This window comes from Brevundimonas sp. UBA6550, assembly GCF_002434505.1.
In the GTDB taxonomy this organism is placed as follows: Bacteria; Pseudomonadota; Alphaproteobacteria; order Caulobacterales; family Caulobacteraceae; genus Brevundimonas.
The window spans coordinates 240,727-254,986 of the sequence record NZ_DJKE01000006.1 but is presented as its reverse complement, the minus strand read 5'-3'; the positions used below and the strand labels follow the sequence as shown (position 1 = coordinate 254,986).

The window sequence follows — 14,260 nt, the reverse complement described above, 5'->3', positions numbered from 1 at the left end:
TGAGAGGTCGTCATGCCGCGTCGTTCCGTCCTGCTGTTCGCCGGCGCCTGCATCGCCGTGGCGGCGGCGCTGGCCATCATCACCGTGGTCGTGGTCAGCGGGCGCGGCGCGCCGACGAACGGCGCGGAGACCACATCGACCGGCCAGCCACTGATCGGCGGCGACTTCCAGCTGGTGGACCAGAACGGCCGCACGGTCGATCAGACGATGCTGAACGGCAAATGGAGCCTGGTCTTCTTCGGCTTCACCTATTGCCCCGAGTTCTGCCCCACGACCCTGGCCGAACTGGCCGCCGTGCAGCAGCGGCTGGGCGACAAGGCCCAGAACCTGCAGATCGTCTTCGTCAGCATCGACCCGCAGCGCGACACGCCCCAGATGCTGAAGGACTATCTGTCGTCGGACGGCTTTCCCAAGGGGACCATCGGCCTGACGGGCACGCCCGAACAGGTGGCGACGGCGGCCAAGGCCTACCGCGCCTTCTATCAGAAGGTGGGCGAGGGCGAGACCTATACGATGAACCACTCCCTGACCGTCTATCTGATGGGACCGGACGGCCGGTTCCGCACCGCCGTCGCCTATGGGATGGGGCCGGACAAGACGACCCGGATCATCGAGGACGCGATGGCGCGGGGGTGAGCTCGTCATCCCAGGCCTTGTGCCTGGGATCCATACGCCCGGTGTCTAGGTTTGGCGGCCGGCGCCTGTCGATCAACGGTCGCGTCCGAGTCTATGGATCCTAGGCACAAGGCCTAGGATGACGGGTGTCGTGCAAGGCATCCGACTAAGGGCTGTTCCGCAGCCTCATAATCCTTTTGCAGGGTGCGGCGTTATATGTTGCCCTGCACAAACGGCGTTCAGCCGTCACGGATCGTCATGCTCTACGCCTTTCACGAACTCGCCTATCAGTCGGCCCTGCCCTTCCGCATCGGGGCGCAGATGGCCCGCAGCTTTTGGACCTCGCCGCTGAACCCGGCGGCCGACACCGCCATCGGGCGCACGGCCTACGCCTCGGCCGAACTGTTCGAGAGCGTGACGCGGCGCTACGGCAAGCCGGCGTGGAAGCTGGAGACGCTGGAGATCGGCGGCAAGACCGTGCGCACCACCGAACAGGTGATCTGGCAGAGCCCGTGGTGCCGCCTGGTCCGGTTCGCGCGCAACATCGGCGATCTGAAACGGGCCAGGAAGCCCGCCGCCGGGCCCGCCGTCCTGATCGTCGCCCCGCTGTCGGGCCACTACGCCACCCTGCTGCGCGGCACGGTCGAGGCCTTTCTTCAGGACCACGACGTCTATGTCACCGACTGGATCAACGCCCGTCAGGTTCCGGTGCTGGAGGGGCGGTTCGACTTCTTCGACTATATCGACCACATCCGCCTGATGCTGGCCGAGATCGGCGGACGCGCCCACGTCGTCGGCGTGTGCCAGCCCGGCCCGCCGGTTCTGGCCGCCGGCGCGGTGATGGCCGAGGACGGCGACGAGAACCGGCCCCTGTCCATGACCTTCATGGGCTCGCCCATCGACGCGCGCCTGTCGCCGACCGTGACCAACCAGCTGGCCGAGGAAAAGCCGTTCACCTGGTTCAAGTCGAACATGATCCACACCGTGCCCCTGCCCTATGCGGGCTTCGGGCGGCGGGTCTATCCGGGCTTCGTCCAGCTCTACAGCTTCATGTCGATGAACGAGGATCGTCACCGCGACGCGCATTGGAGCTATTTCAACAGCCTGATCGCCGGCGACGGCGACGGGGTGGAGAAGCACGAGGAGTTCTACGACGAATATCTGTCGGTGCTGGACCTGACCGAGGAGTTCTATCTCCAGACCATCGACATCGTCTTCCAGCAGCACCTGCTGGCGCGGGGCCTGTTGGAGCATCGCGGGCGCAAGGTCGATCTGACCCGGATCACCGACATCGGCCTGATGACGGTCGAGGGCGAGAAGGACGACATCTCCGGCGTCGGCCAGACCCAGGCCGCGCACGGCCTGTGTCCGAACGTGCCCGAGGATCGGCGCGTCCTCTACGTCCAGCCGGGCGTGGGCCACTACGGCGTGTTCAACGGCCGTCGCTTCCGCGACGAAATCTATCCCCGCGTCCGCGATTTCATCGCCCAGAACGAGGCTGTCGGTGGCGTACCGCAACGGTCAGCGGCTGCCGCTTGACGAAAGCGGGGCCGGCGGGAGCGAAGGTTCCGGCCCGACCCTGAGACTGTCCGTCAATCCGCGCGCCCGACGCCTGTCGGTGCGGATCGACGCGCGGGCGGGCGAGGCGGTGGTGATCGCCCCCAGCGAGCGCGGCCTGAGCCAGGCGGTCGCCTTCGCTCGATCCAAGGCGGTCTGGATCAGCGAACGGCTGGCGGTGCGGCCCAAGGGCCGGCCGCTGGAGCCGGGCCAGGTCATTTCGCTGCGGGGGCGGCCCGTGCGGCTGGAGGCCGTGCCCGGCGCGGGCGCAGCGCGGCTGGTCGAAGAAGGAACGGTGATCCGCTCGGGCGGCGAGGGCGAGGCCTATGCGCGCCGGGTCGAGAACCTGCTGAAGCGCGAGGCGCGCGACACGCTGCTGGAACGCACCGACCATCATCTGCGGACGCTAGGCCAGGCGCCGGTCAAGGTGACCATCGCCGACACCCGGTCGCGCTGGGGCTCGTGCAGCCCGCACAACCGCACCATCCGCTATTCCTGGCGGGTCGTCATGGCCCCGCCGCCGGTGATCGACTATCTGGCCGCCCACGAGGTCGCCCATCTGGTCCACGCCGACCACAGCCCGGCCTATTGGTCGGTGGTCGAACGGCTGGTCGGGGATCACAGGCCGTGGCGAAAGTGGTTGAGGGATTACGGCGGCGCGCTGCACGCGGTGGGGCGATAGGGATAGCGTCGCCGGATTGCGTTTGCGGCGGAAACTCCTGCGGCCCGGTGCGTTTCATGCCCGCCAACCCAATCAGGAACGCCCCATGAAAACGATGATCACGCTGTCGGTCGCCCTCGGCCTCGCCGTCGCCGCCGCCTCTTCCGCCAGCGCCCAGTCGCAGGCGACGATGAACGCCAACGCCGCCCAGGATCTGCAGCGGGCCGACCGCAGTCTGAACACCCAATACACCGCCACCATGAACCGGCTGTCGACGCCCAGCCGCACCCTGCTGCGCAACGCCCAGCGCACCTGGATCAGCTTCCGCGATCAGCAGTGCCGGTTCGAGGCGTCGGGCGTCCAGGGCGGGTCCGCCTATCCGATGGTGCATTCCACCTGCCTGGCGCGCCTGACGACCGAGCGGACCCAGCAGTTGCGGACCCTGAGCCAATGCCAGGAGGGCGATCTGTCCTGCCCGCGCTGAGGCCGGCATGGACCGAACGTGAAAAAGGGAGGCGGCCGCAGGGCCGCCTCCCTTCCTTTTTATCCGGCCGTGGTCGGCGCGATCAGAAGAACAGGGCGTCGCCCTTGCGCTCGGGCTGAGGCCGTCCCTCGGGCTGCTGGTTCGGCGGATCGCGATAGCCGGGCGGCGGGCCGGAAGGCTTGGTCGGCTGCTGGGGCGCGGGCTGTTTGGGCTGTATCGGCTGAACGACGGCGCCGGGCTGGTCCACATAGGGTTCGCCCTGGTCGGGATCGACCGGATCGACCAGGACGCCGCCCTGATCCAGGCCGCTCATCAGGTCGCCGACCGGATCGGGCGCGACCCAGCCCTCGGGCATGGCGGGGCCGTTGGGGATGGCGGGGGCGTTCAGGCGCGGCAGGGCCGCCTCCATGAAGCCCTTCCAGATGGCGGCGGGCGAGGAGCCGCCGGTCACGCCGCGCATGGGGGTGTTGTCGTCCTTGCCCACCCAGACGGCGGCGACGAAGCCGCCGGTGTAGCCGACGAACCAGGCGTCCTTGTAGTCCGAGGTGGTGCCGGTCTTGCCCGCCAGATCGCGGCCGGCGATGGCCGCCGACCGGCCCGAACCGCCCGTCACCACGCCCCGCAGCATCTGGTTCATGTAATAGAGCGGCGGATTGTTGATCGCCTGGCCGCTCTGGCCGCTCTCGCGCTGATAGATGACGCGGCCCTGGGGCGTGCGGATACGGCTGATGCCGTAGGCCTCGACCCTGCGCCCGCCGTTGGCGAAGGCGTCATAGGCGGTGGCCATCTCAAGCGGCGACACCTCGACGGCGCCGAGCGCCATGGCCGGCTCCAGGCCGATGCGGCTCTCTATGCCCAGGCGGCGCGCGGCGCGGGCCACGCTGTCGCGCCCCACCTGATCGGCGACCGAGGCGGCCACCGTATTGGTCGACTGGGCCACCGCCTGGGCGATGGTCATCGGACCGCTGAAGGTGCCGGAATAGTTGCGGGGCGACCAGGCGCCGATGGTGATCGGCTGATCGACCACCGGGGTCTGGGGCGTGAAGCCCGCCTCCATCGCCGCCAGATAGACGAAGGGCTTCCACGACGAACCGGCCTGACGGCGCGCATCGACGGCGCGGTTGAACTGGCTGTCGGCATAGGAGGAGCCGCCGATCATGGCCCGCACCCGGCCGTCGCCGTCCAGGGCGACCAGGGCCGCCTGCTGCACGCCCTTGCCGGCGTCGCGGTCCAGGATGCGGCGCACCGACCGTTCGGCGGCCGTCTGCAGCGTCAGGTCCAAGGTGGTCTCGACCACCATGTCCTCGGTCGGTTCGCCGACCAGGCCGCGGATCGACTTGTCCAGCCAGTCGATGAAATACTGGGCGTGCTGGGTCGCAAGCGTCCGCGAGACGATGACCGGCTGGGTCACGGCCTGTTCGCGCTGGGCGGCGGTGATGACGCCCGCCTCCTCCATTTCGTTCAACACGACGGTGGCGCGGGCGGCGGCGCGCTCGCTCTCGGACACCGGCGAATAGCGCGAGGGGGCCTTCAGCAGGCCCGCCAGAAGCGCGGCCTCTCCGACCGTCAGATCCTTGGCCGACTTGTCGAAATAGCGTTGCGACGCCGCCTCGATCCCATAGGCGCCGGCGCCGAAATAGACCCGGTTCAGATAGAGGGCCAGGATCTCCTTCTTGGAGAATTTCATCTCAAGCCAGACGGCCAGCATCAGCTCCTGCACCTTGCGGCGCAGGTTCTGGTCGGGGGTCAGGAACAGGTTCTTGGCCAGTTGCTGCGTCAGGGTCGAACCGCCCTGCACCACCCGTCCGGCGCGGACGTTGGTGGCCATGGCCCGCATCATGCCGATGGGATCGAAACCGGGGTGATGATAGAAGCGCCGGTCCTCGATGGCGATGAAGGCCGCCGGCACATAGTCCGGCAGGGCGTCCAGGTCGGCGGGCGGGGCCATCTGGGTGCCCCGCGTCGCGATCAGGGCGCCGTTGCGATCCAGATAGGTGATCGAGGGCTGGCGATCGACCCGATACAGGCTGGAGGTGTCGGGCAGGCCGCGCGCGAAGACGGCGAAGAAGACGACCAGGAAGATCAGCCCCCACACCGCCAGAACCGCGCTCCAATACAGCAGCCGTTGCAACGCGGACCGGCGGGGCTTGCCCCGCGCCTGTGGTCCGCCCGCGTTCACTGGTCCCGCCATGTCCGTCCTTCAGATGCCGCGCTGGGCGGGTTTTCGTTCACGGCTGTGTATCGCGTATGAACGACCGCCGAAACGGTCCCGGCGACTTCACGGGATCGTGAGCGGCCATTTCGCCTAAAGAATGGCGCGCCGGGCCCGGATCCAGTCGTCGGCCTTGTCCCGATAAAGGCCGACGATCCGTTTCGCCGCCGGATGGGTCACAGTCACCCTCACTGGGCCAGGAAGGCGTCCAGGTCGGCGTAGAAGGCCTGGGGCTGGTCGAACATGATGAAGTGGGCGCTGTCGTCGATCCGCTTCAGCTGGACGTTCTTCAGATTGGCGAACGAGGCCCGATAGACGCCGTCCGTGATCTGGGGCGTCATGCGCGGGTCGTTGAATTTGACGTACACCACCTCGGTCGGGGCGGCGATCTTCGACAGTTCGGGACGCAGGTCGGTGACGATCAGTTCGCGGAAGGCGGCGGCCGAGACCTTCTGATCGCTGTTCCGCATGTCTTCCAGCGCCTGGGCGCGGCGGCTTTCGGTGTTGATCATGCCGTTGATCGTCGCGGTCGCATGGGTTTCGTAGGCGGCGTGCGGGCTGTTGGCCTGGGCGGCCCAGATCTGGTCCGCGACGGGGGTGACGCTTTCGGCCGTGGCGCCCGGCGCGCCGAACATCGCCCCCATGAAGGGCACCATGTCCACGACCATCAGCTTGCCCACCGCGTCGGGGTGACGCGCGGCCAGCATCAGGCCGATGGTCCCGCCCATCGAATGGCCGACGACGATCGGCTTGGTCAGACCCTGTTCGCGGATATAGCGGGCGATTTCTTCGGCCACGGGCGCGGCGACGGGCGACGGCGTCGCGCCCTGGGCGTTGCCCTCGGCCGGGGCGCCGGCGAAGCCCTGGACGTGGATGCGGTGGACGCGCCAGCCGGCGCCCAGATGATCCACCGTCCCCTGCCAGACTTCGGGCGAGGAGCTGAGGCCGGGGATAAGGATGATGTCGCGGCCGCCGGCGTCGCCATCGACGCGGACGTGGATGCGGTCGGACTGGAAGGCGGCGTGCGGGCCGCCGTGCGCATGACCCTGGTCGGCATGGGTTCCGTGGCCGTCCTGAGCGAATGCCGCAGGCGCGGCGACGATGATGGCCGCAGCGGCGGCGCGGACGAGAAGATCAGCGACGGACATGGTGTAGCTCCCCTTTGAGACACCCCTTATGGCGCTCTTACTTTGTTGTGTAAAGCACTCTACATGTTGCCTGAGACAGAAGACGCAGCCCTCTGTTAGACAGACGCCATGAAGCCCGCCGCGCCCCCTCCCGTCCAGCCCCCGCAAGCCGAAGCCGCCCCGTCCAAGGCGGGCGCGCAGCCGTTCGGCAAGGGGTTCGTCACCGACGCCTGGTATTTCGTCGCCCTGGGCCGCGACGTCGCGCCCGCCAGCCTGAAACGGCACGAGATCATGGGCGAGCCGGTGCTGATCGGACGCACCAAGGCGGGCCAGGTCTATGCGATGCGCGACATCTGCCCTCACCGCGCGGCGCCCCTGTCGGCGGGTCGGATGGTCGACAAGCCGGGCGAGGGCGAGACGGTCGAATGCCCCTATCACGGCTGGCGCTTTCGGCCCGACGGGGTCTGCGCCGCCATCCCGTCCCTGGTCGAGGACCAGGCGTTCGAGGCGAACCGTATCCGCGTGCGGTCCTATCCGGTGCGCGAAAGCCAGGGGATCGTCTTCGTCTGGATGGCGTCGGACACCCGCAATCCGATGGAGCCGGACCACGAACCGCCGGTCTTTCCCGGCGTGGTCGGGGGCGAGGCCAAGCTGGTCGAGGCGATGAATTTCGACAGCCACATCGACCACGCGGTCGTCGGCCTGATGGACCCCGCCCATGGCCCCTACGTCCACCAGCAATGGTGGTGGCGATCCGAACATTCGATGCACGAAAAGGCCAAGGCCTTCGCCCCGACCGAGTTCGGCTGGGCCACGGTGCGCCATGCGCCGTCGTCGAACAGCCGCCTCTACAAGATCCTGGGCGGCGCGCCCGCGACCGAGATCACCTTCCGCCTGCCCGGCTATCGCTGGGAGCATATTCAGGTGGGCGAAAAACAGGTGCTGGCTCTGACCTGCCTGACCCCGATCACGGAAACCAGGACCCGCATCACCCAGATCTTCTGGTCCGACCACTGGGTGTTCGACATCGCCAAACCCTTCCTGCGGATGGGGGTGGTCGCCTTCCTGAAACAGGACGGCGGCATGGTGAACCTGCAGAACGAGGGCCTGCGCTACGACCCCGCCCTGATCTGGATCGACGACGCCGACAAACAGGCGAAATGGTACCAGCAGCTGAAGCGGGAATGGTCCAGGAGCCGCGCCGAGGGTCGGCCGTTCGTGAACCCGATCCAGCCCACGACGCTGAGGTGGAAGAGTTGACGCCGTGCGTCTCCTCCCCACTTTGTGGGGAGGGGGACCGCGCGCAGCGTGGTGGAGGGGCTCTTTAAGTCCCACAGACGCTGGCGATGCGGTAAGAGCCCCTCCGTCTCTCCGCTGCGCTCCGAGCCACCTCCCCATGAGATGGGGAGGAGACTGAGCGTCTTAGATCTTCAGCCCGTGTTCGGCCGCCAGATCGGACAGTTTCACCATCGGGCGCGGGCCCCAGTGGGCGATGACTTCGCAGGCGGCGAGGGAGCCCAGCTTTGCGGCGTCTTCCAGCGGCAGGTCGCGCGCGACGCCCAGCAGGAAGCCGGCGGCGTACTGGTCGCCGGCGCCGGTGGTGTCGATGACCTTGGCGACCGGATAGGCGGCGACGACGACGCGCTGGTCGCCCTTGATCACGACCGAGCCGTGTTCGCCGCGCGTGACGGCGGCGATCTCGACGATGGCGGCCAGCTGGGCGGCGGCGGCGTCGAAGTCGTCCGTCTCGAACAGGGCGCCCAGTTCGGCCTCGTTGGCCAGGACGATGTCGGCGGACTGGGTGATGAAGTCCAGCAGTTCGGCGCGCCAACGGGCGACGACGAAGGTGTCCGACAGGGTGATGGCGACCTTGCGGCCCGCCTGGTGCGCGGCGGCGGCGGCGCGTTCGAAGGCGGCGCGGGCCGGGGCCGGGTCGAACAGATAGCCTTCCAGATAGACGATCTGGCTGGCGGCGATCAGGGCCTCGTCGATGTCGTCGGCGTAGAGCTGGTTCGCGGCGCCCAGGAAGGTGGCCATGGTGCGCGCGCCGTCCGACAGGACGTTGATCAGGCAGCGGCCGGTGCCAAAGCCCTGGTCGGCGCCGCCGGTGAGGACCGGGGTGTCGAAATGCACGCCCGCCGCGCGGATGTCGTGGGTGAAGACCTGGCCCAGGGTGTCGTCGGCGACCTTACCGATATAGGCCGCGCGACCGCTGAACGCGCCGACGCCCGCGACCGTGTTGCCGGCCGACCCGCCCGAAGCCTCCACGCCCGGCGCCATGGCGTCGTACAGGGCGGCGCTGCGTTCAGCGTCGACCAGCTGCATGGAGTTTGGCGCCAGGTCCTGGGCGGCCAGGAAGGCGGCGTCGCAGGGGCTGAGGACGTCGACGATGGCGTTGCCGACGGCGCAGACGTCGTATTGGGCGGTGTTCTGGGTCATGATCGCGCCTTAGCCGCTGGAAGACCGCGCGTCACCCGAAATCATATAAGGAAGCCCTTATATGCCCGTTCCGGCTTCGATATGAGGAGCGCATGACCCAGATCGCCGTGCTGACCCCCGATCCGTCCGACCGCTCCTACATCGGGCGCTGGCCCGAGGTGCTGGCGCGGCTGAAGGCGACGCTGGAGACCACCGGGGCGCAGGTGGTCGCCACGCCCTGGACCGATCATGTGGAGGACGCCTCGGGGCTGACGGACCATGATCTGATCCTGCCGGTCATCGCCTGGGGCTATCATCGCGATCACGACCGCTGGCTGGCGGGATGCGAGACCTGGACCCGCGCGGGCCTGCCGATGGACAATCCGGCCGAGGTGCTGCGCTGGAACTCGGACAAGACCTATCTGACGCGGCTGGCGGACAAGGGCGTGCCGATCCCTCCGACGCGCTGGACCGACGGCGTGACCCGGGATCAGGTGGACGCCGCCTTCGCCGAGACGGGCGCGCCGGTCCTGATCGTCAAGCCGACGGTGTCGGCGGGCGCATTCCGCACCCTGCGGTTGTCGCCTGGCGAGGCCCTGACCGAGGCGCCGGAGGGGGCGGCGATGATCCAGCCGTATCTGAAGTCCATCGAGACGGAGGGCGAGACCTCGCTGCTGTTCTTCGGCGGCCGGTTCAGCCATGCGGTGAACAAACGCCCCGTGCCGGGCGACTTCCGCATCCAGATGCAGTTCGGCGGCCTCTATCGGACCGTGACGCCGGACGCCGAGGCCATGGCCCTGGCGCAGCAGGTGCTGGCGGCCATCGACGAACCGCTGCTCGACGCCCGCATCGACCTGGCCCGCGACGACGCCGGACGCTGGGTGCTGATGGAGGCCGAACTGATCGAGCCGGACTTCTATCTGGACCACGACCCGGCGAACGGCGCGGGCTTCGCCGCCGCCGTGGGCCGACGATTGGGCGGCTGAGCGCGAACGGCCCCGGTCAGAAGGCCGCCCATTCGCCCCCGCCGCCCGCGACCCGTCGGGGCCGTGTCGGCGCGGCATGATCGCGCGCGAAGGTTTCGATGCGGGCCTGGGCCTGATGGACCGGCGACCCATGCGCGGGGGCGGGACCGGCGCCGGCGCTGACGGTGAACCGGCCGACCAGGGCCGCCAGTTCGGCCGCTTCTCGCGTCAGATTGAGGCTGGCTGCGGTCGACTGTTCGACCATGGCGGCGTTCTGCTGAGTGACCTGGTCCATCTCGTTGACGGCGGTGTTGACCTCGGCCAGGCCGACCGACTGCTCCTGGGTGGAGGCGCGCACCTCGGCCATCAGGGTGGTGACCTCGGCGATACGGTCGGCGATGCCGGTCAGAACCTCGCCCGACTGCCGCACCAGGTCCACGCCCTGTTTGACCTGGCCGGCGCTGGACGAGATCAGGGTCTTGATCTCCTTTGCGGCCTCGGCCGAACGCTGGGCCAGGGCGCGGACCTCTGAGGCCACGACGGCGAATCCACGACCCGCCTCGCCGGCGCGCGCGGCCTCGACCCCGGCGTTCAGGGCCAGAAGATTGGTCTGGAACGCGATCTCGTCGATCACCCCGATGATCTGATTGATCTGGCCCGAGGAGTGTTCGATCTCGCCCATGGCGGCGACGGCGCGCCGAACCACCGTGGCGCCGACCTCGGCCTGGCTGCGGCCCTGGCCGACGACGCTGTCCGCCGCCTGGGCGTTCTCGGCGGTCCTGCGCACGGTGGCGGTGATCTGGTCCAGGGCGGCGGCGGTCTGTTCCAGGCTGGCGGCCTGGCGTTCGGTGCGGCGCGACAGGTCGTCGGCGGCGCTGCTGATCTCATGGGCGCCGGACTGCATGGCCACGGCGTTGATCCCGATCACGCCGACCGCCTCGTCCAGCGCCGCCATGGCCGCGTTGAAGTTGTCGCGCAGGGCGGCGTAGTCGCCGGGAAAGTCCTCTTGAATCCGATAGGCCAGGTCGCCGGCGGCCATGGCCGACAGGCCCCGCGCGGTGCCCTGGACCACGGCGGTCTGGATGGCCGCCGCCTGGCGCTCCGCCTGCAGGCGCCGCTCGCGCTCCTCCTCCACGGCGGTCACGTCGACGGCGAACTTGACCACCTTGTAGGCGCGGCCGGTCGCGTCGAAGACGGGATTGTAGCTGGCCTCGATCACGACGCGGCGGCCGTTGCGGCCATAGCGGACGAACTTGTCGGTGATGAACTCGCCCGCATTCAGCCGTCGCCAGAAGTCGGCGTAGGCCGGGCCGTCGACCTCTGCGGGGTCGACGAACATCCGGTGGTGACGCCCGACGATGTCGTCCAGTTCATAGCCCAGGACGGACAGGAAGTTGGCGTTCGCCTCGCGGACCGTGCCGTCCAGATCGAACTGGATCACCGCCTGGGAGCGGTCGATGGCGGCGACCATGCTGCGCAGTTCTGCGAGGCCATTGTCCTCCTCGCGTTTTCGAAACAGGCGCATGTGCAGGACTTTCAAGACGAAACCAGGAACAGGAATCGCACGACGACGGTTTAAAAGCCGTGATTTCATGGTTAGCAAGCTAAGGCTCAACCCTGGCGATTCGTCGTTCGCGTTTGCCGTGCAATCCTGCCTCAAACCCTGATCGCCAGGAGGTTCCGCTTGTCCGCCACTGCGCGAGAAACGCTGCAGCTGCAGGTCGCCATGCAGATCATGGTGACGGCGAAACGCTGGAAACTGCGGGTCGCGGATTTGTTTCGCGATAGCGGCCATACCGGCGCGCCGACCATCGTGCTCTATTTCCTGGCGGACCATCCCAAGGGTCTGACGCTGTCGGAGCTGTGCGAGCGGATGGAGCTGTCGGGCGCCTCCTTGACCCGGCTGGTTCAACGGCTGGAGCGCGACGGGATGGTCAGCCGTCGCCGCATGGTGGGCGACGACCGGTCGTGGCTGATCGCGATGGAGCCGGCCGGCCATCAGGCCGTGAAGGATTTCGAGGTCCATGCCTCGGCCATGCGCCAGCGGATGTTCCAGGACGTGTCGGAGGCCGACATGGCCGCCGCCCTTCGGGTGCTGAACGCCCTATCCGACAGGCTGGTGAAAGGGCCGGACGCCTTCAGGGCGACGGAGCGGCTTCCCCCGACGCCATAAGCCCCGCCCGCGACGGACACAGGTCGGCGATCACGCACGACAGGCATTTGGGTTTTCGCGCCGTGCAGGTGTAGCGGCCGTGCAGGATCAGCCAGTGGTGCGCCTTGGGCAGCCAGTCCTCCGGCACCACCTTGAACAGCTGGGCCTCCACCTTGTCCGGCGTTCCAGCATTGGCCAGCCCCAGCCGGTGGGAGACTCGAAAAACGTGGGTGTCGACGGCGATGGCCGCCTCGATCCCCAGTTCGTTCAGCACCACCGAGGCGGTCTTTCGCCCCACGCCGGGCAGGGCCTGAAGTTCGGCGCGGTTCAGGGGAACCTGGCCGCCGTGCTGCTCCAGCACGATGCGGCTCAGCGCGATGACGTTCCGGGCCTTGCCGCGATAAAGGCCGATGGAGGCGATGTAGGGGATCAACCCCTCTTCGCCCAGGGCCAGCATCTTTTCGGGCGTGTCGGCGACCTGGAACAGGCGGTCGGTCGCCTTGTTGACCGAGACGTCGGTGGCCTGGGCCGACAGGGCGACGGCGACCACCAGCGTATAGGGGTTGGAGAAGTTCAGCTCGGTCCTGGGGTCGGGCATGACGCCGGACAGGCGCTCGAAGATTTCCTCCACCCGATCCTCGTCGGGCGGCCAGCGCAGGATGGGAATGGAGGCGCCGGTCATGACCGCAGGGCGTCTGGCGGTCGCTTTGGCGGCGGGTTTTCGGGGTTTGACCGGCTTCACGATGCGGTCTCTTCCGGGCGGCGGTCGGGTTGGACGCCGAGGGCGGACAGGGCGGCGTCGGCGGCGCGCTCGCCCTCCATCCAGGCGCCGTGGGCCGTGCCGTAATAGACCGGGGCGGTCGCTTCCCCGGCCAGGAAGAGGCGGTCCTCGACCGAGACGCGCAGCCTGGCCCGATCCGCCGCATGGCCGGGCAGGGCGTGGGAATAGGCGCCCTGCGACCAGGGATCGACGCCCCAGCCGCTGACGGCGACCGGCTCCAGCCGACGGCGCATGTCCGAGCCCAGGGCCGAGACCAGTTCGGCGACGGCGAAGTCCGCCAGGGCCGCCGGCCCTTCGGCCTCCAGCCCCCAGGCCAGGTCGGCGCCGAAATAGGCCTCGATCATCGGCCGACCGAACGGTCGCAGGTGATAGCCGCCGGTCTGGGCCGTGTCGGTGCGGGTCCACAGCTGGGTGTCGGGCTGGAAATCCGCCGCGCCCCGCACCGTCATATGCACCTTGGACGCCAGGCCCAGCGGCACGCCCGCCGTCGCCTCCAGCAGGGCCGGGACCGGCGGGTCGATGCGGACGGTTTCGTTGGCGATCAGGCTGTTGGGCGTGGTCAGGATGACGATGCGCGCGGTCAGTTGGCCCCGGCTGGTCTCCAGCCGCAGCTGGGGGCCGAAGCGGTCGATGCGGCGCACCGCGCAGTCCGTCACCGTGACCGGGGCCGCCGCGTGGCCCAGGCGCGCGATCAGTCGACCGTATCCCTCGCGCACCCGCCAGTTCACGCCGGTGTCGCCATAGGCGTCGTAGTCCAGGCTGGAGACCTCGGCGAAGCGCGCGCCGTTCAGGGCGCCGGATATGGCGTCCATATGGGCGTTCCAGCGGCTGTGGGGATCGAAGAAGTCGGAAGCGGGACGGTCCTCGCCCCGCGTCGCCGCCTCGGCGACGCGCTGGTCGAAGGCGGCGAAGGCTTCGCCGAAGGCGGCCTGGTCCGCCGGCGTCATCTCGTGGTCGAAGGCCTGGCTGCGCCAGGGCGGCGGGGTCTGGTCCAGGGTCAGCCCCTCGGCCTCCACCCGGTCCGCCAGAACATTGTCGTCGGCCGAATGCAGCCAGCCGCAGCCCATGTCCAGGCCCTCGCCCTCGATCCGCTGGGTGAAGGCGCGCCCGCCGATCCGGCTCCGCGCCTCCAGAACCAAGAGAGAAAGCCCGGGCCGCATCAGACGCCGCGCCGCCGCGATCCCCGCCGCGCCGGCCCCCACCACGACCACGTCGACCTGGGACGGAAGGGGATTGGAGGCCTGGGCGAAATCGGTCATGAGGCGGGAAAGATACACGAAATCCACCC

General features: G+C 68.8%; 13 protein-coding genes. 7 read left to right on the top strand and 6 right to left on the bottom strand.

Features of this window, described 5'->3' with window-relative positions:
- Positions 1-12: 12 nt before the first annotated feature.
- From B3Z70_RS07255 to B3Z70_RS07240, 4 genes are all read left to right on the top strand, one after another.
- Positions 13-636: an SCO family protein gene (locus B3Z70_RS07255; RefSeq protein WP_292023178.1), complete on the top strand. Its 624-nt coding sequence runs from the start codon at positions 13-15 to the stop codon at positions 634-636.
- A 237-nt stretch (positions 637-873) separates the two neighbouring features.
- Positions 874-2,154, top strand: coding sequence for a polyhydroxyalkanoate depolymerase (locus B3Z70_RS07250; RefSeq protein WP_292023183.1), 1,281 nt, complete (start codon positions 874-876; stop codon positions 2,152-2,154).
- Positions 2,120-2,854, top strand: coding sequence for a M48 family metallopeptidase (locus tag B3Z70_RS07245; RefSeq protein ID WP_292023176.1), 735 nt, complete (start codon positions 2,120-2,122; stop codon positions 2,852-2,854). Before B3Z70_RS07250 ends, B3Z70_RS07245 begins: the two co-directional genes overlap by 35 nt.
- Before the next feature lie 85 nt (positions 2,855-2,939).
- Positions 2,940-3,317: a lysozyme inhibitor LprI family protein gene (locus B3Z70_RS07240; protein WP_292023173.1), complete on the top strand. Its 378-nt coding sequence runs from the start codon at positions 2,940-2,942 to the stop codon at positions 3,315-3,317.
- 82 nt (positions 3,318-3,399) lie between these two features.
- Here the strand turns inward: B3Z70_RS07240 and B3Z70_RS07235 are convergent, their stop codons facing one another.
- Both B3Z70_RS07235 and B3Z70_RS07230 read right to left on the bottom strand, forming a co-directional pair.
- Entirely contained in the window at positions 3,400-5,508 is a 2,109-nt protein-coding gene (locus B3Z70_RS07235; protein ID WP_292023171.1) for a transglycosylase domain-containing protein, read from the bottom strand.
- 209 nt (positions 5,509-5,717) lie between these two features.
- Positions 5,718-6,677: an alpha/beta fold hydrolase gene (locus B3Z70_RS07230; protein WP_292023169.1), complete on the bottom strand. Its 960-nt coding sequence runs from the start codon at positions 6,675-6,677 to the stop codon at positions 5,718-5,720.
- Positions 6,678-6,785: 108 nt separating this feature from the next.
- Between B3Z70_RS07230 and B3Z70_RS07225 the strand changes: the two genes are divergently transcribed.
- The gene (locus B3Z70_RS07225) at positions 6,786-7,916 is read left to right on the top strand and encodes an aromatic ring-hydroxylating oxygenase subunit alpha (RefSeq protein WP_292045241.1); all 1,131 of its coding nucleotides are present in this window, start codon (positions 6,786-6,788) and stop codon (positions 7,914-7,916) included.
- A 162-nt stretch (positions 7,917-8,078) separates the two neighbouring features.
- Here the strand turns inward: B3Z70_RS07225 and B3Z70_RS07220 are convergent, their stop codons facing one another.
- Positions 8,079-9,095, bottom strand: a complete 1,017-nt coding sequence (locus tag B3Z70_RS07220; RefSeq protein WP_292023165.1) for an adenosine kinase — start codon at positions 9,093-9,095, stop codon at positions 8,079-8,081.
- A gap of 92 nt (positions 9,096-9,187) precedes the next feature.
- Here B3Z70_RS07220 and B3Z70_RS07215 point away from each other — a divergent pair, with 92 nt between their 5' ends.
- Positions 9,188-10,060 (top strand): ATP-grasp domain-containing protein, encoded by an 873-nt coding sequence (locus tag B3Z70_RS07215; RefSeq protein WP_292023163.1) that lies wholly within the window; start codon positions 9,188-9,190, stop codon positions 10,058-10,060.
- Positions 10,061-10,076: 16 nt separating this feature from the next.
- Here the strand turns inward: B3Z70_RS07215 and B3Z70_RS07210 are convergent, their stop codons facing one another.
- Entirely contained in the window at positions 10,077-11,564 is a 1,488-nt protein-coding gene (locus tag B3Z70_RS07210) for a methyl-accepting chemotaxis protein (protein WP_292023160.1), read from the bottom strand.
- 159 nt (positions 11,565-11,723) lie between these two features.
- Between B3Z70_RS07210 and B3Z70_RS07205 the strand changes: the two genes are divergently transcribed.
- A complete protein-coding gene (locus B3Z70_RS07205; RefSeq protein WP_292045239.1) occupies positions 11,724-12,212 on the top strand; it encodes a MarR family winged helix-turn-helix transcriptional regulator in 489 nt (162 codons plus the stop codon).
- Here the strand turns inward: B3Z70_RS07205 and nth are convergent.
- Both nth and B3Z70_RS07195 read right to left on the bottom strand, forming a co-directional pair.
- On the bottom strand, positions 12,178-12,873 hold the full coding sequence (gene nth, locus B3Z70_RS07200) for an endonuclease III (protein ID WP_292023156.1): 696 nt from the start codon (positions 12,871-12,873) through the stop codon (positions 12,178-12,180). The two genes, B3Z70_RS07205 and nth, sit on opposite strands and share 35 nt — an antisense overlap.
- Before the next feature lie 56 nt (positions 12,874-12,929).
- The gene (locus B3Z70_RS07195; protein WP_292045238.1) at positions 12,930-14,231 is read right to left on the bottom strand and encodes a flavin monoamine oxidase family protein; all 1,302 of its coding nucleotides are present in this window, start codon (positions 14,229-14,231) and stop codon (positions 12,930-12,932) included.
- Between the last annotated feature and the right edge of the window lie 29 nt (positions 14,232-14,260).

Excerpts from the sequence above, each read along its gene's own strand:
- B3Z70_RS07240 (WP_292023173.1), top strand. The coding sequence starts at position 2,940 with ATGAAAACGATGATCACGCTGTCGGTCGCCCTCGGCCTCGCCGTCGCC.
- B3Z70_RS07220 (WP_292023165.1), bottom strand. The coding sequence starts at position 9,095 with ATGACCCAGAACACCGCCCAATACGACGTCTGCGCCGTCGGCAACGCC.
- B3Z70_RS07195 (WP_292045238.1), bottom strand. The coding sequence starts at position 14,231 with ATGACCGATTTCGCCCAGGCCTCCAATCCCCTTCCGTCCCAGGTCGAC.
- B3Z70_RS07250 (WP_292023183.1), top strand. The coding sequence starts at position 874 with ATGCTCTACGCCTTTCACGAACTCGCCTATCAGTCGGCCCTGCCCTTC.
- B3Z70_RS07225 (WP_292045241.1), top strand. The coding sequence starts at position 6,786 with ATGAAGCCCGCCGCGCCCCCTCCCGTCCAGCCCCCGCAAGCCGAAGCC.
- nth (WP_292023156.1), bottom strand. The coding sequence starts at position 12,873 with ATGACCGGCGCCTCCATTCCCATCCTGCGCTGGCCGCCCGACGAGGAT.
- B3Z70_RS07255 (WP_292023178.1), top strand. The coding sequence starts at position 13 with ATGCCGCGTCGTTCCGTCCTGCTGTTCGCCGGCGCCTGCATCGCCGTG.
- B3Z70_RS07235 (WP_292023171.1), bottom strand. The coding sequence starts at position 5,508 with ATGGCGGGACCAGTGAACGCGGGCGGACCACAGGCGCGGGGCAAGCCC.
- B3Z70_RS07230 (WP_292023169.1), bottom strand. The coding sequence starts at position 6,677 with ATGTCCGTCGCTGATCTTCTCGTCCGCGCCGCCGCTGCGGCCATCATC.
- B3Z70_RS07210 (WP_292023160.1), bottom strand. The coding sequence starts at position 11,564 with ATGCGCCTGTTTCGAAAACGCGAGGAGGACAATGGCCTCGCAGAACTG.
- B3Z70_RS07215 (WP_292023163.1), top strand. The coding sequence starts at position 9,188 with ATGACCCAGATCGCCGTGCTGACCCCCGATCCGTCCGACCGCTCCTAC.